The following is a 22,634-nucleotide window of genomic DNA, read 5'->3' as shown; positions in this document are numbered from 1 at the left end:
CTGACAGTCCGGTTGGCAATTCGACTACCGATGTATTGGAATAGGTCCCGAACAATCCACGAACCAACAGAATTATCCAAGAATCAACAAAGGGGTCCTTATGTCCGGAATCGTCCGGCGACTTTGCACTGCGGTGATCGCAACTTCTGCAATCGCCGCCTTCACCGTCGGTTGCGGTTCCGACATCGAGCCGAAAGCCATTGCGGAATCATCTTCCTCGGTTGCCGATTCGACCACTACCTCCGCGGCCCCGACCACCTCGAAGATCACCGGCCAGGAGGGCTCGGACGACGGCGGCGACGTCGACATCGACGTGTCGATCGGTGATTGCGTCAAGCTCGGAGGCACCACGACGGCCGCAGAAATCGACAACGCGGACTGCGGTAGCAAGGATTCGAACTACAAGGTGGTCGCCAAGGTTCCCACCTCTGATCTGTGTGCCTCCGACGTCGACTCGTACTACTACGAGACCCTCGCGGGTGACGAGCAGGGCGCTGTCTGTCTCGACGTCGACTGGGTAGTCGGCGGATGCATGGACCTCGGCAGCGGAATGGATGAGCCCGCCCGCATCGAATGCTCGGATACCAGCGGCACCAACGTCGTCGAGGTCGTCGAAATCCTGCAGAACTCCACGTCGATCGACGAATGCGGTTCGGGGGCAGACTCGGGATTCGAGCACCCGGAACGTAAGTTCACGGTCTGCGTCGCAACGCTCTGATTCGAGCGCCCTCCCGAAAAACACCTGTGCGCCTTGCCAACCGATCTCGGTTGGCAAGGCGCACAGCGCTTTCTACAGCCGGCGCTTTCTACAGCCAGCCCCGACGCTTGAAGATCGTGTAGAGACTTCCACAGGTCAGGAACATCATCGAGAGCGCAAACGGATAGCCCAAGTGCCAGTGCAGTTCCGGCATGTCGTCGAAGTTCATCCCGTACACGGTTCCGATGAGCGTCGGCGCGAAGAGAATTGCCGCCCACGCCGAGACCTTCTTGATCTCCTCGTTCTGCGCGTAGCTTGCCTGCGTCAGATTGCGCATCTCCTCGTTCTGGTTCTGCGACACCAGAGTTGCGTTCACCGTGAGGATGTTTCCGAGCAACTGACGAAAGCCGTCGGCCCGCTCCACCACAGTCGTCGCATGGTCGGTGACGTCGCGCAGGTATCGCTGGAGTTCCTCGTCCGTGTGGTACTTGTCGAACCCTGCCGACAACCCACGCAGCATTCCCAGCAGCGGACGCGTCGCCCGCTGGAATTCGATCACCTCACGGGTCAGTTCGTAGATGCGACGCGAAACTCCGGGATCGCCACTGAATACTTCGGTTTCGATCTCGTCGATGTCGTTCTGCAGGCCGGCCACCACCGGCGCGTACCCGTCGACGACCGCGTCGAGAATGGCATAGAGAACGGCCTCGGTACCCAACCGCAACAGGTCAGGATCGTTCTCCATGCGAGTCCGCACCGCCGACAGATCCGGCGATTCACTGTGACGGACGGTCAGAATGAAGTTCGGACCACAGAAGATGTGCAACTCGCCGAATTCGACCCGCTCGGTCTCGTCGCGGTACCGCGCAGCACGCAGGACCACGAACAGTGTCTTGCCGTAGCGCTCGAGCTTGGGGCGCTGGTGCGCGACGATCGCATCCTCGACCGCCAGTTCGTGGAGGTCGAAATGTTGTGCAGCGGCATACAACTGGGCGTCGTCGGGCCGGTACATGCCGATCCACGCCATCGACTGCGAATCCGGAAGGCATGACAGTGCTTCCGCCAGCGTGGACGGTGACGCTATCCGCTCGCCGTCGCGGTACACGCCGCTGTTGACGACGGTCGATTCGACGGGCGCCACCGCCTCGGGCGGGGCCGCCTTGACGACGGTGCGTGCGGCACGCGAGTGTCCGGGATGTGAGTCACCGAGCCCCGCGGAACGACGCGGCAGTACCGAACGTGAACGACGAAATTCGCGCATGCTGAACAGCTTTCGAGGGAAGAGTGAACGACGACGCTTGCTTCACAGCAAAGCCGAAGCCGATGAACACACGATGAAGCTGCAGCAAAATACCGGATCAACCCGGGCGGCTACAGCTTCAGTTGGTACTCGGAGGTTGGCCACGCATTACAGCCACACCTCCTCTTCCCTGAATTCCTACGCAAGTCCGCGCACGACGCCAACATGCTACCCCGACTGTCAGAGCACGACAAACCGAACGACAAGCCGCAGGACAGCACGAACCGGTCGGAGGAAACCCGCTCGACGAATGCAGCTTTCAGTCAGTTCGCAGCGCGCAATCCGCCGATCAACAGTTCGACGATCTGGTCCGCCAACGACTCTGTCTCCGCCAACGTCTGCCCTTCACGCCTTCGGTACCAGAGGTCGATGCCGTTGAGACTGCTGAGGAGTACTTTTGCCGCCATCCGTGGTGAGCCCACGCGAATGGAACCATCCGCGACGCCTTCGGTCATCACGTCGACGAACAGATTCTCGTAGTCGAGTCGCAGCGAATTCAGCTCCACGAGGACTTGCTGTTGCCTCGGCTTGAGCGCGGAGTTCATCTGGCCCCGGACACCTTGGTGGATCGTGTGGTGGTACCCGAGATGCGTCATGAGATTGACCAGGTGGGCGTGCGACATCGCTTCGAGACGCGCGAGGCCGCTTTCTGCCCCGCCCATCCGAGACTCGACCTCAGCGCGGAGCAGGCTCATCCCGCGTTCGTATATTGCCAGGTAGATGTCGAACTTGGAACGAAAGTGGTAGTAGACAAGACCTTTGGTGGCGCCGATTCGATCGGCCAGTAAATCTACAGTCGTGGCCGCGTAACCGTCTTCGGCAAAGGCGTCGGCGGCGCTGGTGATGATCGCGGATCGCACGACCGGAAGATCACTACTCATTCGACTTCCACTCCCATTCACACTGCCTGCCGGCCCTTGACTGTTTCCACGCCATCGCATAGTAATACTGAGTAGTATCCCAGATCAGAGAGGTTTTCCAATGTCGTTGGATTTTTCCGGCAAGGTAGCGATCATCACGGGCGCAGGCGGCGGACTCGGCCGTTCACACGCATTGGCCCTCGCCGCACGCGGCGCACGCGTCGTCGTCAACGACATGGGTGGCTCGGTCAACGGCAGTGGCGGCGCTGATACCGCAGCCGCCAAGGTAGTGGCGGAAATCGTCGAGCTGGGCGGCGAGGCCATCGCGGACCACTGCGACATCACTGACGTCGACGCCGTTGCCGCCATGGTCGCGACGGCCGTGGACAAGTGGGGCCGCGTGGACATCCTGATCAACAACGCCGGAATCCTGCGCGACAAGTCGTTCATCAAGGCCGAGCTCGACGACTTCCGCAAAGTCATCGACGTGCATCTGATGGGTTCCGTCATCTGTTCCAAGGCAGTCTGGCCGCACATGGTCGAACAGAACTACGGACGCATCCTCATGACTACGTCGGCATCGGGAATTTACGGCAACTTCGGCCAGGCGAACTACGGCGCCGCGAAGTCCGGCGTCGTCGGCCTCATGAACGTTCTCGCCATCGAGGGCGAACGCAAGGGCATCCGCGTCAACTCGCTGGCCCCGACCGCCGCGACCCGCATGACCGAAGACCTCCTCGACGAGAAGACTCTCGCTCTGCTTGCACCCGAATCGATTTCACCCGGCGCACTGTTCATGGTCTCCGATGACGCACCGACGAAGACCATCCTCAGCGCCGGCGCCGGCGTCTTCGCGATCGCTCGCATGGAAGAGTCGCAGGGCGTCTACATCCCCGAAAGCGCACTCTCCCCCGAGGTCGTCGCCGAACGGTGGTCCGAGATCAGTGACATGACCGATTCCGTCCAGGTGCCCGCGGCGTTCGATCAGACCCGCCGGTTCGTCGAGAAGGCCGTGGCGGAGCAGCCCAGCAACTGAGCAGAGCAACCAGACAACTGATCGACCCCGCTCCCCCTAAGGTGTGGTGGTGACCACACCTACGGGAGTATCGATCGTCGACATCGTCGACAGACTGGGAATGACGTTCCTCAGCGGTGGCGACACCGTCGACGGCGCCCGCACTGTCAGCCGCGTGACCCTGCACGAAGGGTCCGAAGCTACCCAGGACAGTGCGGGCGCCGTCGTACTCGGCGCAGGTCTCGCAGGTTCGGCCGATATCGCAACGGCGGTAAGAGAATACGGCTCGGCAGGTGCGGTAGCGCTGATCGTCAAAGAGCCCCTGGACTTCGACGGCCTCGTCGAGAAGGCGGTGGCCGACACCGACGTCGCACTCCTCGGAATGGTCAAGGATGCAAGCTGGCTGCAAAGCGCGTCGTTGATCAACGAGATCCTCGAATCCGGCAACAACGGGGACCGCACGTCGGCCGCCGACGCCGACCTGTTCGATCTTGCCAACTCGATCGCTCAGGTATTGAACGGCCCGGTCACCATCGAGAATCAGTCGAGCCGGATCCTCGCGTTCTCGGCGGATCAAGCCTTCGGCGACGAGGCACGTAAGCAGAGTGTCCTCGGACATCAAGTGCCGCAGCACTATTCCGATCGGCTCAGGTCAATGGGGTATTTCAACAAGATCTACGGCTCTACCCTGCCGGTATTTCTACCGGGTATCGGGCCGGGCATCAGGCCCCGCGTCGGCATGCGAATACATGCGGCATCGCAGATCCTCGGTTCGATCTGGGTGATCCTGGACGAGGAGCCGAACGAATTGCAGGTCAAAACGCTCGTCGAGGCGGCGGGCGTAGCCGCGATGAGTTTACTTCGCGCCAAGCTGGCAGCCGATTCCGCACGACGGCTGAGGTTGGGCGAGGTGATCACGTTACTGAGTGGCGGCACTTCAGCCAAGGAAGCGGCCGAGCGACTGGGCTACGGCCGCTCGAAGGCAAACGTACTTGCGGCCGGCTTCCGTAGCGGCGCCGGTGCATCGTTGGAGGCCGAAGCCGATGTCGATCAACTGGCCCTGACACTCAATACCTATCTCGACCAAGTATTTCCGCTGTCGGTGGCGGCAGCGATCGGCGGCACCGTCTACGCCGTCATCCCACACACCCGGCATCAGACCGACGACGACTACGTGCGTCGGATCGCGTCGGAGTTTGCAGACCGTTCCCGTTCGGAAAAGTCGGTGGTCATCGGAATCGGTGCGACAGTGGCCGACGTGATGACGCTGGAGAAGTCACGCGACGAAGCCGACCGAGCGCTTCGCGTTCTGAGGTCGACGTGGAATTCTTCGGGCCGGACCGTCGCGCGCGCCGACGACGTGCAGATCAATTCCCTACTTCTGCGCCTCTCCGACGCCCTGGCGGACGAGAACGAGACCGCATCGGGTCCGCTCGCGGTACTGCGTGAGTACGACCGCAGTCACGACATCAACCTTGTCGACACGCTCCGCGCCTGGCTCGACACGTTCGGCGACATTCCGGCTGCTGCGTCCTTGGTTCACATCCACGTCAACACGTTCCGGTACCGCCTCAAGAAGCTTGCCGGGATTGCCGGCATCGATCTCGATGATCCGGAAACTCGATTCAGCCTGATGCTCCAGCTTCGTCTCTTCCATCCGACAATGTTGTAGCGATCTACCAAGTCTCACGAAACATTCGTAAATCCGGACGATGTTCTCGTTCTTTTGTTGGGTGAAGATTCAAGCAATCGTCTTTTGCTCCTGACCCGACAGACCTCGCGTCACTCGGGCGGGACCACACCTTCCGGAGGCACCATGAAACAACGGTCCTACGCACTACTGGCTGCGGCAACTGGCACCGTTCTTGCCCTGACCGCGTGCTCAACGGGTGGCTCATCGGGTTCGGGTGGGGGTGAACCCGTCACGGACGGCACCTTCAAATTGGCTCTCGTGGCCGACCCCGGCGCTCTGAATCCGCTGATGACCGCCGCTTCGCCGGCGCACCAACTGGCGCGTCTGAGCTACGACTATCTGCTCCATCCGGATCCCGATACCGGCGTAACCAAGCCGTGGCTCGCCGAGAAATGGGAAGAGACAACCACTTCCGCGTCCTTCACCATTCGCGACGGCGTCACCTGTAACGACGGATCCGCTCTGACTGCCCAGACCGTCGCCGACAACGTCAATTTCATCACCAACGCAGCAAACAAATCCGCTCTCCGCGGGGTGTACGCACCGGCAACTGCAACTGCCACCGCCGACCCGGCGACCCGGACCGTAACGGTCACAACTCCGGAACCCTCTCCGTTCCTGCTTCTCAACCTGGCGCGAATACCGATCATGTGCGAGGCCGGGTTGAAGGATCCGACGGCGGCAAACAAGACGACCTTCGGGTCGGGCATGTTCCAGATGACCGAGGCAGTCGCCAACGATCATTACTCCTACGTTCGGCGCGACGGATACAACTGGGGACCGGACGGCACTACCTCCGACACTGCCGGTGTACCCAAGAATGTCGTCGCATCCATCATCACGAACAACAGCACAGCGGCCAACCAGGTGTTGTCCGGTGATCTGAATGCCGCTGCCGTCTCCGGCCCCGATCAGGACCGCATGAACGCCGCGAACTTGGATACCGTCAAGCAGCCTGCTCCAGCGGGCGAGATGTTCTTCAACCACAGTCCCGGCAATCCGACGAGCGATCCTGCCGTACGCAAGGCGCTGGTCCAGGCTCTCAATCTCGACGACCTCGCCGAGATCTTCACCGCCGGCCGCGGAACCCGATCGACCACGATGGTGTCCATCGAACCGCGGGCCTGCATCTACGACTCTGTCGCCGGAAACCTACCGGACTTCGATACCAGTGCGGCCGCAGCAACTCTCGAGTCTGCGGGCTGGAAGGTCGGCGCGGACGGTAAACGCAGCAAGGACGGCACACCGCTCCGAATTCGGATGGTCTACGAGACGTTCGGCGACGCGACCGATGCTGCCGCCGACGTCGCAGTCAACGCGTGGAACGACCTGGGCGCCACCGTTGAACTCACCAGTGGAGACTCGAACAAGATTCTCGATGTCGCACTCAGCGGCAAGGACAACACGGCGTGGGATGTCGCGTGGGAGCCGATCAACGTCGCGCTGCCCAGCATGCTGGTCCCCTTCCTCTCCGGTCCGGTGCCCGCTGCGGGAATGAACTTTGCGTCGATCTCCAACCCGGCCTACGACGCAGCCGTCACCAAGGCTTCCGGGCTGACGGGCGAGGACGCTTGTGCCGCTTGGGCAGACGCTGAGTCCGAGATCATCAAAGCAAACTCGGCGGTACCTTTTGCCGACAAGATCACGACTCTCTACTTCAACAATGCGGGTCTTGCATTCGGCCGCAATTTCATCGGTTCGGCCCTGCGCCTGTACCAGTAGACCGCCGGTAGCGACCGGGGAAATCGTCGTGTTTCGCCGGTCGCTGTCGGTATACGGACAGGTATTCACTGATCCTGACGGTTTTCGTGGGAGCGGACGAAAATCGACCCGATTTTCGTGAGGATCGACAGAGATGCGCGTCACGTCATGCGCCAAGATTTAGCAGTCAACACTCAACCGCGCCCTCACGTTTTTCGCTCGGGCCCCTGCTCCATCACGGAGGCACCATGAAACACCGCTTCTATCCAACACTTGCGGCAGCCGCAGGGCTCACGCTTGTGTTGTCTGCTTGTGGCTCGGGAGGCACGTCCTCGGGCGCCAGTGGCGGTGAACCGGCCACCGACGGGACCTTCCGTTTCGCCCTGCAGGCCGATCCGGGTGCACTCAACCCGATCATGTCGGCCGCCTCGGCGACCGCCGAGTTGTCGCGTTTGGCGTACGACTACCTGATCTACCAGGATCCCGATACCAGTGAAGTCGGACCGTGGTTGGCGGAGAAGTGGGAGGAGACCCCGACCTCGGCGTCCTTCACCATCCGTGACGGGGTGACCTGTACCGACGGATCGACGCTGACACCGCAGACCGTCGCGGACAACATCAACTTCGTGGCCAACCCGGACAACGGTTCACAGTTGCGCGGGTCCTCCGTGCCGACCGGCGCCACTGCGACTGCCGATCCGGCAACGCGCAGTGTCACGGTGACCACTCCGGCGCCGAGCCCGTTCCTTCTTCTCAACGTCGGTCGCCTGCCGATCCTGTGCGAGGCCGGATTGAAAGATCCGACAGCGTCGAACAAGAAGTCGCTCGGCACCGGCATGTTCGAAGTCACCGAAGTTGCCGCCAACGACCACTACACGTTCCAGCGTCGCGAGGGCTACAACTGGGGCCCCGACGGCACGACCTCCGACACCCCGGGCGTCCCCAAGACGGTCGTCGCCGCCATGTCGCCGAACGTGAGCACCGCCGCAAATCAGCTGCTCTCGGGTGAACTCAACGCAGCTCCGATCGCCGGTCCGGACAAGGACCGCGTCGCGGCAGCCAATCTGGACTCCGTCGGTCGGCCTCTGCCGGCAGGCCAGATGTACTTCAACCAGATCGCGAGTAATCCCACCAGCGATCCCGCAGTGCGCAAGGCCCTGATCCAAGCGGTCGATCTCGACGACCTCACTCAGGTCATCACCGCCGGACACGGGGTCCGGGCAACCAGCCTCGTCGCCGTCGAACCGCGCGCCTGCGTTTACGACTCTGTCGCAGGCAACATTCCGGACTTCGACCTCACTGCCGCCAAGGCAACACTGGACGGCGCTGGTTGGACCGCCGGCGCTGACGGCAAGCGAAGCAAGGATGGCAAGCCGCTCAATCTCCGCCTCGTGTACGACGGCACCGACGATCCGCGCAACGCGGCGGCCGAACTTGCTCAGTCGGCGTGGTCCGAACTCGGCGCAAACGTCGAGGTGACCGGGGGCGACTCGAACAAGATCATCGACGTCATTCTGAGCGGCAAGGACAACTCTGCCTGGGACATCGCCTGGGTCCAGGTCAACTCCTCGCTGCCCAGCACCTTCACTGCGTACTTTGCCGGGCCGGTTCCCGCAGCAGGCAAGAACTTCGGATCGGTCAGCAACCCCGCCTACGAAGCAGCAGCCACCAAGGCTTCCGGTCTGACCGGTAGCGACGCTTGTGACGCCTGGGCCGACGCCGAGTCGGAGCTCACCAAGACGATCGCGGCCGTGCCCTTCGCAGACTCCGTCATGAACGTGTACTTCAACAAGGCCGGACTCTCATTCGGCAAGTCGCTCAACGGTTCTGCGCTGCGTCTCTACCAGTAGGCCGTCCGCCCACTCTGAAATATCTTCCCGCCCCAGCATCCCGCCCTCCGGAAAGACAGCCCATGAGTCAAACTATTGAAGCCGCGAAACCAGAAGCGGCGCCTCAGGCTCGAGCAAAGTGGCTCGAGTCCGACAGCTGGCCCGCATATCTTCTGCGTCGTTTCGGCACCTTCGTGATTTCACTCTGGGCGCTGGTGACTGCGGCGTTCCTGATGCTCCAACTGATTCCGGGAGACCCGGTTCGGTTGGCACTGGGAATGAACGCACCGGTCGAACTGGTCGAGACAACGAGGTCTCAGCTCGGTTACGACCTTCCCTTGTGGCAGCAGTACTTCCGATTCGTCGGCGGGTTGCTGAGCGGGAATCCCGGTGACTCGATCACCTTGAGGACTCCGGTCTTCGAGGTGATCGCGTCCCGCCTACCGGCAACACTCGAACTGGCTGTACTCACAGTCGTCACGGTGCTGCTAGTGGGCATTCCGATCGGCCTCATCTTCGCTGCACTGACCCGCAACGGTCGACGACGCGGAGTCGAGATCGGTTACACCGCAACGTCGGGCACCATCGCCGTGATCCCCGAGTTCATGTTCGGTACGGCGCTGGTCTACCTCTTTGCCGTCACGTTCCCTGTTCTGCCCGTCGCCGGCCGAGGTGGACCGGAAAGCTACATCCTCCCGGTCGCGGCCATGTCGATCGGTGCCATCGCCTCGATGTCGCGCATCGTCCGTGCAGAGGCGCTCGGCGTGTTGGACATGGACTACATCCGTACGGCGCGCGCCAAGCGAATGCCCGTGGCACGAATCTACTTCCGTCATGCAATGCCCAACCTCATGACGTCGACGCTGACGCTCGCCGGACTCCTCCTGGGTGGTCTGATTGCCGGCACCGTGCTCATCGAGAGCATCTTCGCCTGGCCCGGCATGGGCATGGCGCTGGTCAAGTCCATCACCGAGAAGGACTACCCGCTCGCCCAGACACTGGTCGTGATCTACGGCGCCATCGTCCTTCTCATCAATTTCATCGTCGACGTGGTGCTCGCTCTCATCGACCCACGATCCACAATTCGGGAGAACTGAGTTGAGCACCTCACCTACGGCCCCCACTGCGGCCCCCAAGACGCCCCCGCGACGACACTGGATCGTCGGAACGTTCCGCACCCCATTGGGAATCCTGGCCCTCACCTTCCTGACCGCTCTGATCGCCCTCGTCATCTTCGGACCGATGATCTGGGGTGACGCCGCTGTCGCAGCCAACCCGAAGGCACTCTCTCAGGGACCTAGTTCCGAGCACATCTTCGGCACCGACGCCGGCGGGCGTGACGTCTTCGCCCGCACGATGACCGCCGCGAGACTGTCGGTGCTCATGGCTCTCGGAGCCGTCGCACTCGGTGTCACAATTGGCCTGATACTCGGTACGCTCCCGACGCTCGCTCCCCGCTGGGTCGGACGAATGGTCGTGGCATTCCTCAACTTCGCCATCGCATTCCCCGGACTGCTCCTCGCGATCTTCCTGTTGGTCGTTCTCGGACAGGGTGCTGGCAGCGCGGTGATCGCCATCGGTCTCGCCCTGGCCTCGCCGTTCGCGAGGTTGACGTACGCACTGGCTTCGTCGGTCAACGGACGCGACTTCATCGACGCAGCGCGCATCCTCGGGGTTACCAAGCCGGGGCTGCTGTTCCGCCACATTCTCCCCAATATCCGTGAACCACTCATCGTCAATGCCAGCATCGCTGTCGGCAGCGGCCTCGTGGTCTTCGCCGGACTCTCGTTCCTCGGCTTGGGCATTCAGCCGCCTGCATTCGACTGGGGCCGGATGCTCAACGAAGGTCTGTCGAAGATCTTCGTCAACCCGGCCACCGCACTCGCCCCCGGCATCGCCGTCGTGCTCGCCGGCTTGACCTTCACGCTGCTCGGCGAGGCCATTGCTCGCGGCGCGGGAGTTCGCAGCCCGATCAGCAGTCGCCTGCCGAAGTGGAAGCCGATCAACCGGAAAACTGCCCAGGCCGATTCGGCGCCCACCGACGAAGACGCGGTACTGACCGTCCGCAACATGTCCGTCGCAGTCCCCGCGGGTGACGACTGGCGTCGCCCCGTCGACAACATCAGTTTTACAGTTCACCGCGGCGAAACCGTGGGCATCGTCGGTGAATCCGGATCCGGAAAGTCACTGAGTTGCATGGCAATCGCGCAGCTGACCGACCACCCCACCGTGGTCGACGCCGGGCTCATCGAGTTCGACGGCACCGTGCTGATGAAGGACGGCAAGCGGCCGGACGACGCGGCTTCGCGCAAGGTTGCCCGCCAACTCGGCACACGTATGGCGATGGTGTTCCAGGATCCGATGTCGTCCATGAATCCGTCTCTCAAGGTCGGATATCAGGTCGCCGAGATCGGTTGGCTCCACGAAGGTATGAGCAAGGCCGACGCGAAGAAGGCGGCAGTCGAGCGACTGAACGCCGTCAAGATCCCCGACGCGCCCAGGCGTGCGAAGCAGTACCCCCACGAGTTCTCCGGCGGTATGCGTCAGCGCGCGATGATCGCCATGGGTCTGATGGGTAAGCCCGCTCTGATCATCGCGGACGAACCCACCACTGCGCTCGACGTGACCGTTCAGCGTGAGGTCCTCGGGCTGCTCCACGAGGTTCGCGAAGAAACCGGCGCCGCAATCCTTCTCATCTCGCACGACATGGCCGTCATCACCGGCATGTGCACCCGTGTCCTCGTCATGTTTGCCGGCGAAATCGTCGAAGACATCGCAGTCGACGATCTGATTGCCGGCCGTGCAAAGCATCCGTACACCCGCGCGCTGATCGCCGCGGTCCCCACCATGAGCACCGATCGCGACAAGCCGCTTGCCACCGTCGACGAAGCCTGGCAGGTGGAGAGCCTCGACGCCGAGGAGAGCACCGCCGACATCGAGTTGGAAGAACTGTTGGCTGTTGCAGAGGAGATCCGATGAGCAGACTCGAATTCCGTGACGTCAACGTCCACCTCGGTAGCGGTTCGAAAAAATTCCACGCCGTCAAGAACATCAATCTCGACATCCCCTCCGGATCGGTGGTCGGTCTCGTCGGTGAATCGGGTTCCGGAAAGTCGACACTGGCGCGAGCAACTGTCGGCCTGGCCGAGCCCAGTTCCGGCCAGATCCTTCTCGACGGTGTGGACGTCGCTCACGCCCGCGGCGCGACGGCTCGTCTGCGCCACCGGATCCAGATGGTCTTCCAAGATCCGTACTCGTGCCTCGACCCGCGAATGACCATCGGCCAGTCACTCGCCGAGGCGCTGCGGTCCACCGAGCGTCGTGACAAAGCTCGGCGCAGCCGCGGCGACCGCGCTGCCGAGGTCGCTCGACTCCTCACCACCGTCCAACTGCCGGTGGAGAAGGCGCACGAATACCCATCGTCGTTGTCGGGTGGTCAGCGCCAACGCGTTGCCCTCGCGCGGGCTTTGGCAGCCGCACCGGCAGTTCTGCTTGCCGACGAAATCACCTCCGCTCTGGACGTGTCCGTGCAGGGCGCGGTTCTGAATCTGTTGGTGGATCTGCAGAAGCAGCTTGGTCTGACGGTTCTGTTCGTCAGTCACAACCTGGCGGTGATCCGCTACGTCTGTGACCACGTCGCAGTCATGCTCGGCGGCGAGATCGTCGAGCACGGGCCGGTTCTCGACGTGATCGATTCGCCCAAGGAGCCGTACACGGCAAAGCTGTTGTCCGCGATCCCGACATTCGGGGAGCCGATGTTCCAATGACAACGCCAACCACTCTCGACTCTCCCGCAGCCGTAGCCCGTGCCGAAGAACGTCGTTCGGCGAGAATCCAGGATTACGCGTCCGTGGTTACACCGACCAGCATCGCCGTATCGGCGTCGGGACGCATTGCATACGTACGTACCGAATCGAATCCGGCTGCGGATACCAACGAGCACTCGATCTGGTTGGCTTCCCCGCAACTACAGCTCACCGCGGGACCTGCCGACACCTCGCCGGCTTGGCATCCCGTTTCGACGCTGTTGGTCTTCGTTCGGCCGGATTCCTCGGGCACACCACAACTGTGGAAGGTCGACGCCACCGGGGGTCCGGCAACACAGCTGACCACCACGGCGCAGCTCCCGCTCGGCGCGGGGGCACCGGTGTTCTCTCCTGACGGCGCTCGGATCGCCTTCAGCGCCCCCGTCGACCGCACTGCCGCCGGATCGTCATGCCTCTTGGTGGCGAAGCGCCTCAACTACAAGGTCGACGGATCCGGTGTCCGGGGCAGCGTTCGGGCGCACTTGTTCGAGTTCGATCTGGCCGCCGGCTCGCTTCGGCAGCTGACGGACGGCGATTGGGACGCTTCGCATCCCGCGTACAGTCCCGACGGCACCGAACTGGCTTTCACCGCGGCGATGGACGGCGACGCCGATCTGACGCGGGCGAGTTCCGCCTGGACCGTATCGCTGACTGATCTCGCCTCCACTCCGCGGATGTTGGGGCACGCACGCGGCATCGCAGGACCACTTGCATGGACACCTGCCGGCGACGCGGTCGTAGCCGTCGGTTGGCACACACCGATCATTCACAACAACGAACTTCTTGTCCTGCACCGCGACCAGCGAGTGGAAGACCGCAGCCTGACGTCCGGACTCGACCGAAACGTCATGCCGGGCGGAACCGGTTATCCCGGTGGCGCACCGAGTTTCACCGCCGACGGCGACATCGTCTTCTGCATCCGCAACCACGGCTCCACCGAACTGCACAAGGTCGATTTCGGATCAGGCTCCGTCTCACCACTTCTCACCGGCGAGCAGACAGTGGTCTCAGGCCTTGCCCTGACGTCCGGGCGAGCCGTCGTCGCGCTGGCAACGGCGACATCCTTCGGCGAGGTCGCCGTCATCGACCTCGAGACTCGTGCAGTCGAAACCGTCACCGAATTGAACACGGAACTGACAACTTCCGTCGCGTTTCCAGTCGCCTCCGAGCGTTGGTTCGACATCAGCGACGGCACCCGTGTTCAGGGTTGGATCCTGCGCGACCCGAACGTCACGGGCGCCGGTCCGCTGGTTCTGGACGTCCACGGCGGACCACACAATGCCTGGACCGGAACGCCGACCGTGATGCACGCATACCACGCGGAACTGGTCGCGCTGGGATTCACGGTCTTGATGATCAATCCGCGCGGAAGTGACGGCTACGGAAACGACTTCTTCGACGGTGTGCGGGACGGCTGGGGTGAGGCGGATCGTGCCGACCTGCTCGAACCGGTCGAAACCCTTGTCGCCGAGGGGATGGCCGATCCGAAGCAACTGGTACTCACGGGCTACAGCTACGGCGGATTCATGACGTGCGCCCTGACGTCCGTCACCGATCGGTTTGCCGTCGCAGTCGCCGGTGGTCTCGTTTGCGACATCGCGAACACAGCCGGCCCCTCGGACGAGGGCATCTTGCTGCAGACGGTCGAATTCGACCCGCAGTCATCTCGGGTACGGGAACTTTCGCCGCTGGGGCGAGTCTCCCAGGTGACGACACCGACGCTGATCCTTCACGGCGGCAGCGACGTCCGTTGCCCGGTCAACCAGGCCGAACAGTGGTTCGGTGGACTGCGTTTGGCCGGCACCCCGACCGAGTTGGTGGTTTTCCCGGACGCGTCACATGCCTTCGTGTTGACGGGTCGGCCGTCCCACCGACTGGAGTACAGCACTCGTCTCGTCGACTGGATCGAACGGCACCTCTCCCCCAAGCCCGCACTGACCACGGTCGATCCCGACTACTGGCAGTACCGACTCGACACCCTGAGTGCGAAGTACGGGGTACCCGGCGCCTCGCTGGGAATTCTGACCACAACCCGCAGCGGATTCGACCGCACCGTGATCACGTCCGGTGTCGTCAGTACCCGCACCGGCGTCGCGGCTACGCCCGACACGCTGTTCCAGATGGGTTCGATCAGCAAGGTCTGGACGGCCACCCTGATCATGCAGCTCGTCGAAGAAGGATTGCTGGATCTCGACTCACCTGTCCGGAACATCCTGCCGGACTTCGCAGTTGCCGACGCGGTAGCCACCGAAACGGTCACGACTCGCCACCTGTTGACTCACACCAGTGGCATCGACGGTGACGTTTTCATCGACGGCGGGCGCGGCGACGACTGCGTCGAGCGATACGTCGCATCACTGAAATCAACGGTGCAGCTCTTCGCCCCCGGCACCGATTGGTCGTACTGCAACACCGGCTTCGTGATCGCCGGACGAATCATCGAGGTTCTCCGAGGTAAGAGTTGGGACGCGGTTCTGCGCGAGCGGATCATCGAACCGCTCGGCCTGACCAAAACCACGACCCTGCCTGAGGAGACGGCACTGCACCGCGCTGCAGTCGGGCACGTCGGCGGTGCCGACGACCTCGAGCAGACACCACAGTTCCTCATCCCCCGCTCGATGGGCCCCGCCGGCCTCATCAACAGCACGGCCGAAGATCTACTCCTGTTCGCTCAGGACTCGATGCGCGAGGACCCGGTTCTCCTTCGGCGTTCCACTCATCTGGCGATGCTCGAGGAGCGCCGCCAGATCGGTGACGTGTCGTCAGCGGACATCATGGGAACCACGTGGCTGCTGCACAATTGGGGCGGTGTACTGGCTCATGGCCACAATGGCGGAACTCTCGGCCAGCAGTCGTTCTTGCGAGTGGTGCCGTCGTGCGGTCTAGCCGTGGTCCTGATGGCCAACGGTGGAGCAATGGACGCTCTCTCCGGCGATCTTCTGGCTGAAGTAATCGGTTCCATAGGCGGCGTCAGTGTGACACCGGCATTCTCGCCTGGTGACCCCCACACCCGCGTCACGTCCTCACCTGAAGAACTCGATGCGCTGTGCGGCCTGTACCGCGATGCCGCAGCCGATTTCGTCTTGGAAAGGACCGGCGGTTCCCTGACCGCCCGCCGCACCGATCACATCGACCCTTCGGTCACCGCCGAAAGCGCAGAGTCCGTCTCTCTCAGCCTGATCGAAGTTCACCCTGGAGTGTTCGGGACCCGACTCCCTCAATCAGCAGGTTGGATCCGGATCACTTTCTCCGACAACGGGAGTACACAATTGCTACACGTCGGAAGCCGCGCGTATCCGCGAGTGAACAACCGATGACCATTCTCCGCGATCTGGCCGAGCGCCAACTTCCTCAGATCCTCGAGGACGCCATCGCGCTCATCGAAGTCGAGTCGCCGTCACACGATCTCGAAGCTGTTGCCCGCAGCGCGAAGTGGACGTCAGATCTTGTCCACGAACGACTCGGCGTGACACCGGAGTCGATAGTGACGGAAGGCCGAACCCATCTGGTGACCCGTTTCGGCAGCTCACCGACGCGGTTGATGCTGCTCGGTCATCATGACACCGTGTGGCCGATCGGCACCCTGACACGCCTGCCCGCAGCCGTCACCGACGGAGCGCTCCGAGGTCCGGGCGGACTCGACATGAAACTTGGTGTCGTTCAGGCAATCCACGCCCTCGCTATCGTCCGGGAGCTGCACGGCGACGATGCACTCGACGGAATCACACTCCTCGTGACCGGTGACGAAGAAATCGGTTCACCCACGTCGCGGTCCCTCATCGAGGAACTTGCGGCAGGCGCGGTACTGGTTCTCGAGGCCGGCGGTGACGGTGGCGAACTGAAGACTGTCCGCAAGGGGGTGTCGCTGTATCGGATCCATGTTGCCGGTCGCGCCGCCCACGCCGGGCTGGAGCCGGAAAAAGGCATCAACGCTGCAGTAGAACTGGCTCGTCTCGTGATCGCGATCAACGACTTGTCCTCGCCGGCACAGGCAACCACCGTCACCCCGACTGTCATTTCAGCCGGAACCACAACCAACACCGTTCCGGCAGAAGCCTTCGTCGACGTGGACGTGCGCGCAACCAGCGCCGCCGAGCAGGAGCGCGTCGATGCGAATATCCGAGCCCTGCAGGCAATCCACCCCGAAGCCGTAGTCACGGTCTCGGGTGGTGTCAACCGTCCACCTCTCGAAGCGACGATGTCCGCACCGTTACTGGCGTTGGCGGAACGCGTTGCGCTCGAGCATGATCTGACTCCGCTCGTCGGCCTCGCCGTCGGCGGAGCCTCGGACGGAAACTTCACTGCCGGTATCGGTATCCCCACCCTCGACGGCCTCGGTGGCGTCGGCGGCGGTGCACACGCCGAGACCGAGCATGCGCTCGTGTCCGCAATCGCTCCGAGGACGGCGTTGGTTGCGGGCCTTATTCGTTCGATCACGTCTGAAGGGGGCCCTCGTGTCGAAAAGCAAAGCGGTTGAGTTTCGAGAACTGGTCGATACCCGCGAAATAGCCGATCTATCCGCCGTTTTCGACGAGATCTGGGCTACCAGTCCCGGACCGGCTCATTTCGGCACTGCGATGTTGGTTGCGCTTCACCACGGTGGTCACTACGTGGTGGGAGCCTTTTCCGAAGGCGAAATGATCGGTGGTTGCGTCGGATTCTTCGTCGAGCCTCTCGGCGAGGTTCTGCACTCACACATCGCCGGAGTACTACCGGGACACGCAGGCAAGGGAATCGGCCGCGCCCTCAAGCATCATCAGCGAGACTGGTGCATCGAGCGCGGCGTCAGGACGATCCGGTGGACCTTCGATCCACTGGTCGCACGAAATGCCTATTTCAACATTCAACGTCTCGGAGCCGAACCGGCCGAATACAACCCGGATTTCTACGGGTCGATGGCAGACGGAATCAACGCAGGCGACGCCAGCGATCGTATGCTCGTCAGTTGGGACCTCGACGTCGATGGATCTCCGAGTTCTACTGTGGCCGTGAATGATACATTCAAGGTGCTTCAACCCACCGAAGACGGTACGCCTCGAATGCTCCCGATCCCACCCGACTGCGTCGATATCGCAGTCGGAATACCCAGAGACATCGAGCATCTGAGAACAGTCGACCGCGCCTCTGCCTTTGCCTGGCGACACGCGCTTCGCGAGTACCTCGAACCCCTGATCGCCTCGAAGGAATGGCAATCGACCGGCTTCGACCCCAGCGGCTATTACATGTTCACGAAAATCTGCGAGACAACCGGAGAAGAGCAAGTCCATGCACATTGAGTCCGTCGAATTGCGCGAACTGCGCATCCCTCTCGTCTCCCCCTTCACCACGTCATTCAGCACCCAGCTCGAGCGCAACACCCTCGTCCTGAAAGTGAGCGGCACCACCGACGGCCCCAACGGTCCGGTGGAGACCGTCGGCTGGGGCGAGTGCGGCTCGCTCAGCGATCCGTACTACAACTCCGAATACACCGCTGGTGCGCGGGCGATGCTTCGCGAGTATCTCGTTCCGACGCTGCGTAAGTCGCAGTCGGATCAGCCGCTCTCGGCCGAGACGGTCGGCAGCGTACTTCACCACGTCGTGGGTCACCAGATGTCGAAGTCGGCTATCGAAATGGCAATCCTCGATGCTGAATTGCGCGCTCGTGGACAGTCTTTCGCTCGGTACCTCGGTGCCACTCGCACTCGGGTGCCCTCGGGAGTGTCCGTCGGCATCCAGGACAGCATTCCGCAGCTACTCGAAACCGTCGGTAATTATCTCTCGCAGGGTTACGTGCGAATCAAACTGAAGATCAAGCCGGGCTGGGACATCGCTCCCGTCGCTGCGGTGCGCAAGGAGTTCGGCTACGACGTTCCTCTGCAGGTCGACGCGAATGCCGCGTACACCCTCGTCGACGCGCAGTTGCTGCGCCGCCTGGACGAATTCGCACTGCTCCTCATCGAACAGCCGCTGGCCGAGGACGATTTGGTGCAGCACGCCAAACTTGCCCAGTCCCTCTCCACTCCGATCTGCCTCGACGAGTCGGTCGAGTCGGCCAAGGATGCGGCGGATGCCATCACGCTCGGTGCCGCTTCGGTCATCAACATCAAGCCGAGCCGTGTCGGTGGATATCTGGAAGCCAAGCGCATCCACGATCTCGCCTCGGCGCACGGTATTGCGGTGTGGTGCGGCGGAATGCTCGAGACCGGAATCGGCCGCGCCGCCAACGCAGCCCTCGCGGCGCTGGACGGATTCACGCTGCCCGGCGACATCTCGGCGTCAGATCGCTTCTACAAGGAAGACATCACCGAACCTTTTGTCATCGAGGACGGCCACATCGCCGTGCCGCAGGGACCGGGCTTCGGTGTGACTCCGCGCGAAGACGTCATGGATCGCTTCACGGTCGGAACCGAGATTCTGTAGGTCCGTCACACAGTCACGCAGCAGCCACCTCCACCTTAACCCCGGAGGTGGCTGTTCGTCGTTTGTGTCGGTAGGGGGGTGCATAGTGATTCGGACATGACGTTCTGCACCGAAAGGCCCCCGATGAGTAGCTGGTCCGATCGCCCGATCTGCGCGTTCGACCTCGAGACCACGGGGCGGGATCCGTCGACCGCTCGTATCGTCAGTGCCTGCGTCGCGGTGATCGACGGTTCGAGTGTCGAAACACGCACGTGGCTACTCGATCCCGGCGTCGACATCCCCGCCGGTGCCTCGGCTGTTCACGGCATCAGCACCGAGTTCGCGGCGCAACACGGCCAGGATTATTCCGAGGGCTACGAAGAGATTCGCGAGGCTCTGCACAATTCCTGGGCGCGCGATCACGCCGTCGTGGCGTTCAATGCCTCCTATGATCTGACGGTCATGCATGCCGAGGGTCTGCGCATCGGCAAGCCTGCATTCGTTCCGGGGTTGGTGATCGATCCGTACGTGATCGATCGGGCGATGGATACGTTGCGCAAGGGCAAGCGAACGCTTGCGGCCGTGTGCGAGCACTACGGAATTTCATTGGAGTCGGCGCACGAAGCCGAGGCCGATGCCAAAGCTGCGGCAGCGTTGGCCCGCGAGTTGGCCGTGCGGTTCCCCGACATCCTGGGGCTCGATCTCATGGTCGATCAAGCCGATTGGCACGCAGAGCGGCAACGCGATTTCGCCGAGTACCTTCTCGGCCAAGGGCGGGACGTGGCAGATGTGAACGGCCAGTGGCCGATTCGCATCATCGCCTGACGTCCTCCCCGGCTCGGACGACCGCGCGCTACGCCGGGACCGGCGGCCACACCGGCGCAATGGACCACGGACGGGCTGTTTCGAGCTGCGACGCAACCTGAATCAGCAGATCTTCACGGCCGAACGCGCCGACCAACTGCACGCCGATCGGAACGCCGGCCGAGTCATGACCCATCGGCAAGGAAATCGCCGGCTGACCTGAACTGTTGAACGGACTGGTCAAGCCGCTGTACCCGGCCGAATGCTCCCAGATCGACATAGGATTCGCCGTATCGAGCAGACCGAGCGGAGCTGCCGGCCGAGCCATCGTCGGAGTCAGCAACAGGTCGTGATCGACGAAGAACGCACCGATCACCTGGGCGGCCCGCTCGAGTTCCTGCAATGCCTTGACGACGTTCGTCGCACTTTCGGACTTCGCGCGGTCGTAGATCATCCGCGCCATCGGCTCGAGGTCGTCGTCGCGGATCGCGCGGTTCAGGGCGTCGAGTCGTTCGTCGACCTCGATCGTCATCGGAATGCCCATCAACACCGACAGCCCGGCAGTGAGCGCATCGAGCGGAAAGTTCGGGGCACTCTCGGTGACATCGTGACCGAGTTCTTCGAGCAGGCCGGCAACACCGGTCGCGACGGCCGAGCACTCCGGGTCCACCGGTGTGCCGTCAGGAAGAGCGTTACTCAGACCGATCCGCAACCGTCCGGGATCGGCACCCACTTCCTCGATGTACGGCCGCTTCGGCGCCAGGATCACGTAAGGATCGCCCACTGTCGGCCCGGCGGACAGATCGAGAAGCAGCGCAGTGTCGCGGACACTTCGGGTGAGCGCGTGATGAACACTCATCGGCGACGAGACGAGCGTGCGCGCCGGTGCCGTCGGAGTACGTCCTCGGCTCGGCTTGAGGCCTACCAGGCCGCAGGCCGATGCGGGAATACGGATCGATCCACCACCGTCGCTGGCATGCCCGCCTGGCACGATCCCGACGGCAACAGCTACAGCCGTGCCACCCGAAGATCCGCCGGGCGAACGATCAAGGGCGTAAGGGTTACGGGTGGGTCCGAACAGCGCAGGTTCGGTACTCGCGTTCTTGCCGAACTCCGGGGTGTTCGTCTTGCCGATGACAACCAGACCAGCCTGGCGGTAGCGCTCGACGAGCGTCGAATCTCTTTCTGCCACAGCGTCGGCGAACAATCGAGATCCATTGGTGCTCGGCAATCCTGCGACGTCCATGCCGAGGTCTTTGATCACGAACGGGACGCCCTGCAGTGGACCATCCGGCAGGCCGCCTGATACCTCGTTGCGCGCTTCCTCTCGGCGCTCACTGATCACCGCGTTGACTGCCGGGTTGCGCTCGTCGAGCCTGTCCAGACTGAACTCGAGGACTTCCTTGGCGGAGACGTCGCCGCTCTTGATCGCTTCGGCCAGGCCGGTCATGTCGTTGTTGTCGAACAAATCCTGCATCGATGCCCTCATCACTCGTGTCGAACTCTGCCGATAGTGAGGTCCGTCATATCAACCGGAGTGGCGACGCAGTTCCGAAATTCCGCTTGGCGGGACCGATCAGAGAATCAAGCCCTCACAGAATCAAACCTTGCCGCCGCGCTTCCACGACCGCTTCGTGACGACTGCGGACGTCGAGTTTTCCCATCAGATTCCTCATGTACGTCTTGATCGTTTCGACGCTCAGGGACAACCTCTCGGCGATCTCGGCATTGCGCAGTCCGAGAGCGACGTACCCCATCACCTCCCGCTCGCGTGGCGACAGGACAACGGTGTTCGCGACTGGAGTGTTCGCGGAAGGTTTCGGCGACGCCAACGCCCGCAACTTTGCCTCGACCGCGAGGACCTGCGCGCTGAGAGCCATGTCCTCGAGGTTCGCCGCGATCTCGCCGAGCGCCAGGACGCTCTCGGTCAACCCTTCGGATATCTGGGCATCGCGGTTCGAACCATGTTCCACCGCAGCGGTATCGAGCATCGCCACCCGACGATCCACTTCGTCGCGAATCTCGAATTCTCGGGCCAACGCGTACGACGATCGCATCATCGTCTCTGCGATCACGTCGCCGATCGGCAGGTTGGCACGCAGTCCTCCGTAGATCGCTCCGCGAGTAACCCCGCGTACGACGATCGGGACTGCCATCAAGGATTCGATCGCTTCGGTGCCCACTTCGTAGTCGTAGTCGTGAGTGATGTGCGACGAGTTCGCGTAGTCCTGGACCGCGCCCGGTCGTTGTTCTGCGATCGCCCGACCGCCGAGTCCGCATTCGGCGTCGATCCGCAGGTTTCGCAGGATGTTGCTGCGCGTGCCGACGTGACCGGTGATGGTCAGCGACCGGTCGCTGACGCAGCCGCCGAACAGAACCGGCAACTCGGTTTTGGGGTGCAGCCGACGCAGTTCGGCGCGCAACGCGTCGTCGTCGCTCGGTCTCAGTACCCTGCTCACTCTCACCTCCACGTACCCAATTCAGAGGGTAGCGGCACCTTTGGCTGGGCAATAGCGTGCATCCAGGCCATTTGTAGTGCCGATCACACTTA

General features: G+C 62.6%; 17 protein-coding genes. 13 read left to right on the top strand and 4 right to left on the bottom strand.

Annotation, left to right across the window (positions count from 1 at the left end):
• The first annotated feature begins 100 nt into the window (after positions 1–100).
• Positions 101–718, top strand: coding sequence for a hypothetical protein (locus M1L53_RS19470; protein WP_007731384.1), 618 nt, complete (start codon positions 101–103; stop codon positions 716–718).
• An 88-nt stretch (positions 719–806) separates the two neighbouring features.
• On the opposite strand, the gene M1L53_RS19465 is transcribed toward M1L53_RS19470, so the two are convergent.
• Together M1L53_RS19465 and M1L53_RS19460 are read right to left on the bottom strand one after the other, a co-directional pair.
• On the bottom strand, positions 807–1,958 hold the full coding sequence (locus M1L53_RS19465; protein ID WP_007731382.1) for a magnesium and cobalt transport protein CorA: 1,152 nt from the start codon (positions 1,956–1,958) through the stop codon (positions 807–809).
• Positions 1,959–2,260: 302 nt separating this feature from the next.
• The gene (locus M1L53_RS19460; protein WP_050654829.1) at positions 2,261–2,878 is read right to left on the bottom strand and encodes a TetR/AcrR family transcriptional regulator; all 618 of its coding nucleotides are present in this window, start codon (positions 2,876–2,878) and stop codon (positions 2,261–2,263) included.
• Between the two features lie 100 nt (positions 2,879–2,978).
• Here M1L53_RS19460 and M1L53_RS19455 point away from each other — a divergent pair, with 100 nt between their 5' ends.
• The 12 genes from M1L53_RS19455 to M1L53_RS19400 all read left to right on the top strand — a co-directional run bounded on the left by M1L53_RS19455 (position 2,979) and on the right by M1L53_RS19400 (position 20,104).
• Complete coding sequence (locus M1L53_RS19455; RefSeq protein ID WP_050654830.1) at positions 2,979–3,893, top strand: SDR family NAD(P)-dependent oxidoreductase; 915 nt, start codon at positions 2,979–2,981, stop codon at positions 3,891–3,893.
• Between the two features lie 49 nt (positions 3,894–3,942).
• A complete protein-coding gene (locus M1L53_RS19450) occupies positions 3,943–5,544 on the top strand; it encodes a CdaR family transcriptional regulator (RefSeq protein WP_007731373.1) in 1,602 nt (533 codons plus the stop codon).
• Positions 5,545–5,688: 144 nt separating this feature from the next.
• On the top strand, positions 5,689–7,287 hold the full coding sequence (locus M1L53_RS19445; protein WP_007731371.1) for an ABC transporter substrate-binding protein: 1,599 nt from the start codon (positions 5,689–5,691) through the stop codon (positions 7,285–7,287).
• Between the two features lie 227 nt (positions 7,288–7,514).
• Positions 7,515–9,116: an ABC transporter substrate-binding protein gene (locus M1L53_RS19440; RefSeq protein ID WP_003940335.1), complete on the top strand. Its 1,602-nt coding sequence runs from the start codon at positions 7,515–7,517 to the stop codon at positions 9,114–9,116.
• Positions 9,117–9,178: 62 nt separating this feature from the next.
• Entirely contained in the window at positions 9,179–10,192 is a 1,014-nt protein-coding gene (locus tag M1L53_RS19435) for an ABC transporter permease (RefSeq protein WP_003940249.1), read from the top strand.
• A 1-nt stretch (position 10,193) separates the two neighbouring features.
• Positions 10,194–12,074 (top strand): dipeptide/oligopeptide/nickel ABC transporter permease/ATP-binding protein, encoded by a 1,881-nt coding sequence (locus M1L53_RS19430; RefSeq protein WP_225320135.1) that lies wholly within the window; start codon positions 10,194–10,196, stop codon positions 12,072–12,074.
• The gene (locus tag M1L53_RS19425; protein WP_003940215.1) at positions 12,071–12,862 is read left to right on the top strand and encodes an ABC transporter ATP-binding protein; all 792 of its coding nucleotides are present in this window, start codon (positions 12,071–12,073) and stop codon (positions 12,860–12,862) included. The genes M1L53_RS19430 and M1L53_RS19425 overlap by 4 nt, the downstream gene beginning before the upstream one ends.
• On the top strand, positions 12,859–16,218 hold the full coding sequence (locus M1L53_RS19420; protein ID WP_007731366.1) for an alpha/beta fold hydrolase: 3,360 nt from the start codon (positions 12,859–12,861) through the stop codon (positions 16,216–16,218). The genes M1L53_RS19425 and M1L53_RS19420 overlap by 4 nt, the downstream gene beginning before the upstream one ends.
• The gene (locus tag M1L53_RS19415; protein ID WP_054187730.1) at positions 16,215–17,378 is read left to right on the top strand and encodes a M20/M25/M40 family metallo-hydrolase; all 1,164 of its coding nucleotides are present in this window, start codon (positions 16,215–16,217) and stop codon (positions 17,376–17,378) included. Before M1L53_RS19420 ends, M1L53_RS19415 begins: the two co-directional genes overlap by 4 nt.
• Positions 17,356–18,177 (top strand): GNAT family N-acetyltransferase, encoded by an 822-nt coding sequence (locus tag M1L53_RS19410; RefSeq protein WP_007731362.1) that lies wholly within the window; start codon positions 17,356–17,358, stop codon positions 18,175–18,177. The genes M1L53_RS19415 and M1L53_RS19410 overlap by 23 nt, the downstream gene beginning before the upstream one ends.
• A complete protein-coding gene (menC, locus tag M1L53_RS19405) occupies positions 18,167–19,300 on the top strand; it encodes an o-succinylbenzoate synthase (protein WP_030535169.1) in 1,134 nt (377 codons plus the stop codon). The genes M1L53_RS19410 and menC overlap by 11 nt, the downstream gene beginning before the upstream one ends.
• 123 nt (positions 19,301–19,423) lie before the next feature.
• Complete coding sequence (locus M1L53_RS19400) at positions 19,424–20,104, top strand: 3'-5' exonuclease (protein WP_054187731.1); 681 nt, start codon at positions 19,424–19,426, stop codon at positions 20,102–20,104.
• Between the two features lie 28 nt (positions 20,105–20,132).
• Here M1L53_RS19400 and M1L53_RS19395 read toward each other — a convergent pair whose 3' ends face one another.
• Both M1L53_RS19395 and M1L53_RS19390 read right to left on the bottom strand, forming a co-directional pair.
• Complete coding sequence (locus M1L53_RS19395; RefSeq protein WP_054187732.1) at positions 20,133–21,560, bottom strand: amidase; 1,428 nt, start codon at positions 21,558–21,560, stop codon at positions 20,133–20,135.
• 115 nt (positions 21,561–21,675) lie between these two features.
• A complete protein-coding gene (locus tag M1L53_RS19390) occupies positions 21,676–22,542 on the bottom strand; it encodes a response regulator transcription factor (RefSeq protein ID WP_030535167.1) in 867 nt (288 codons plus the stop codon).
• Between the last annotated feature and the right edge of the window lie 92 nt (positions 22,543–22,634).

The organism is Rhodococcus sp. T9N (assembly GCF_024436645.1).
Lineage (GTDB): Bacteria > Actinomycetota > Actinomycetes > Mycobacteriales > Mycobacteriaceae > Rhodococcus_F > Rhodococcus_F qingshengii.
Note: the sequence above shows the minus strand (reverse complement) of the source record. Positions and strands in the feature narration are given on the sequence as shown.

What these genes read in the sequence shown, in the direction of transcription:
- M1L53_RS19470 (WP_007731384.1), top strand. Translation starts at nt 101, where the DNA reads ATGTCCGGAATCGTCCGGCGACTTTGCACTGCGGTGATCGCAACTTCT.
- M1L53_RS19465 (WP_007731382.1), bottom strand. Translation starts at nt 1,958, where the DNA reads ATGCGCGAATTTCGTCGTTCACGTTCGGTACTGCCGCGTCGTTCCGCG.
- M1L53_RS19460 (WP_050654829.1), bottom strand. Translation starts at nt 2,878, where the DNA reads ATGAGTAGTGATCTTCCGGTCGTGCGATCCGCGATCATCACCAGCGCC.
- M1L53_RS19455 (WP_050654830.1), top strand. Translation starts at nt 2,979, where the DNA reads ATGTCGTTGGATTTTTCCGGCAAGGTAGCGATCATCACGGGCGCAGGC.
- M1L53_RS19445 (WP_007731371.1), top strand. Translation starts at nt 5,689, where the DNA reads ATGAAACAACGGTCCTACGCACTACTGGCTGCGGCAACTGGCACCGTT.
- M1L53_RS19440 (WP_003940335.1), top strand. Translation starts at nt 7,515, where the DNA reads ATGAAACACCGCTTCTATCCAACACTTGCGGCAGCCGCAGGGCTCACG.
- M1L53_RS19435 (WP_003940249.1), top strand. Translation starts at nt 9,179, where the DNA reads ATGAGTCAAACTATTGAAGCCGCGAAACCAGAAGCGGCGCCTCAGGCT.
- M1L53_RS19425 (WP_003940215.1), top strand. Translation starts at nt 12,071, where the DNA reads ATGAGCAGACTCGAATTCCGTGACGTCAACGTCCACCTCGGTAGCGGT.
- M1L53_RS19420 (WP_007731366.1), top strand. Translation starts at nt 12,859, where the DNA reads ATGACAACGCCAACCACTCTCGACTCTCCCGCAGCCGTAGCCCGTGCC.
- M1L53_RS19415 (WP_054187730.1), top strand. Translation starts at nt 16,215, where the DNA reads ATGACCATTCTCCGCGATCTGGCCGAGCGCCAACTTCCTCAGATCCTC.
- menC (WP_030535169.1), top strand. Translation starts at nt 18,167, where the DNA reads ATGCACATTGAGTCCGTCGAATTGCGCGAACTGCGCATCCCTCTCGTC.
- M1L53_RS19400 (WP_054187731.1), top strand. Translation starts at nt 19,424, where the DNA reads ATGAGTAGCTGGTCCGATCGCCCGATCTGCGCGTTCGACCTCGAGACC.
- M1L53_RS19395 (WP_054187732.1), bottom strand. Translation starts at nt 21,560, where the DNA reads ATGCAGGATTTGTTCGACAACAACGACATGACCGGCCTGGCCGAAGCG.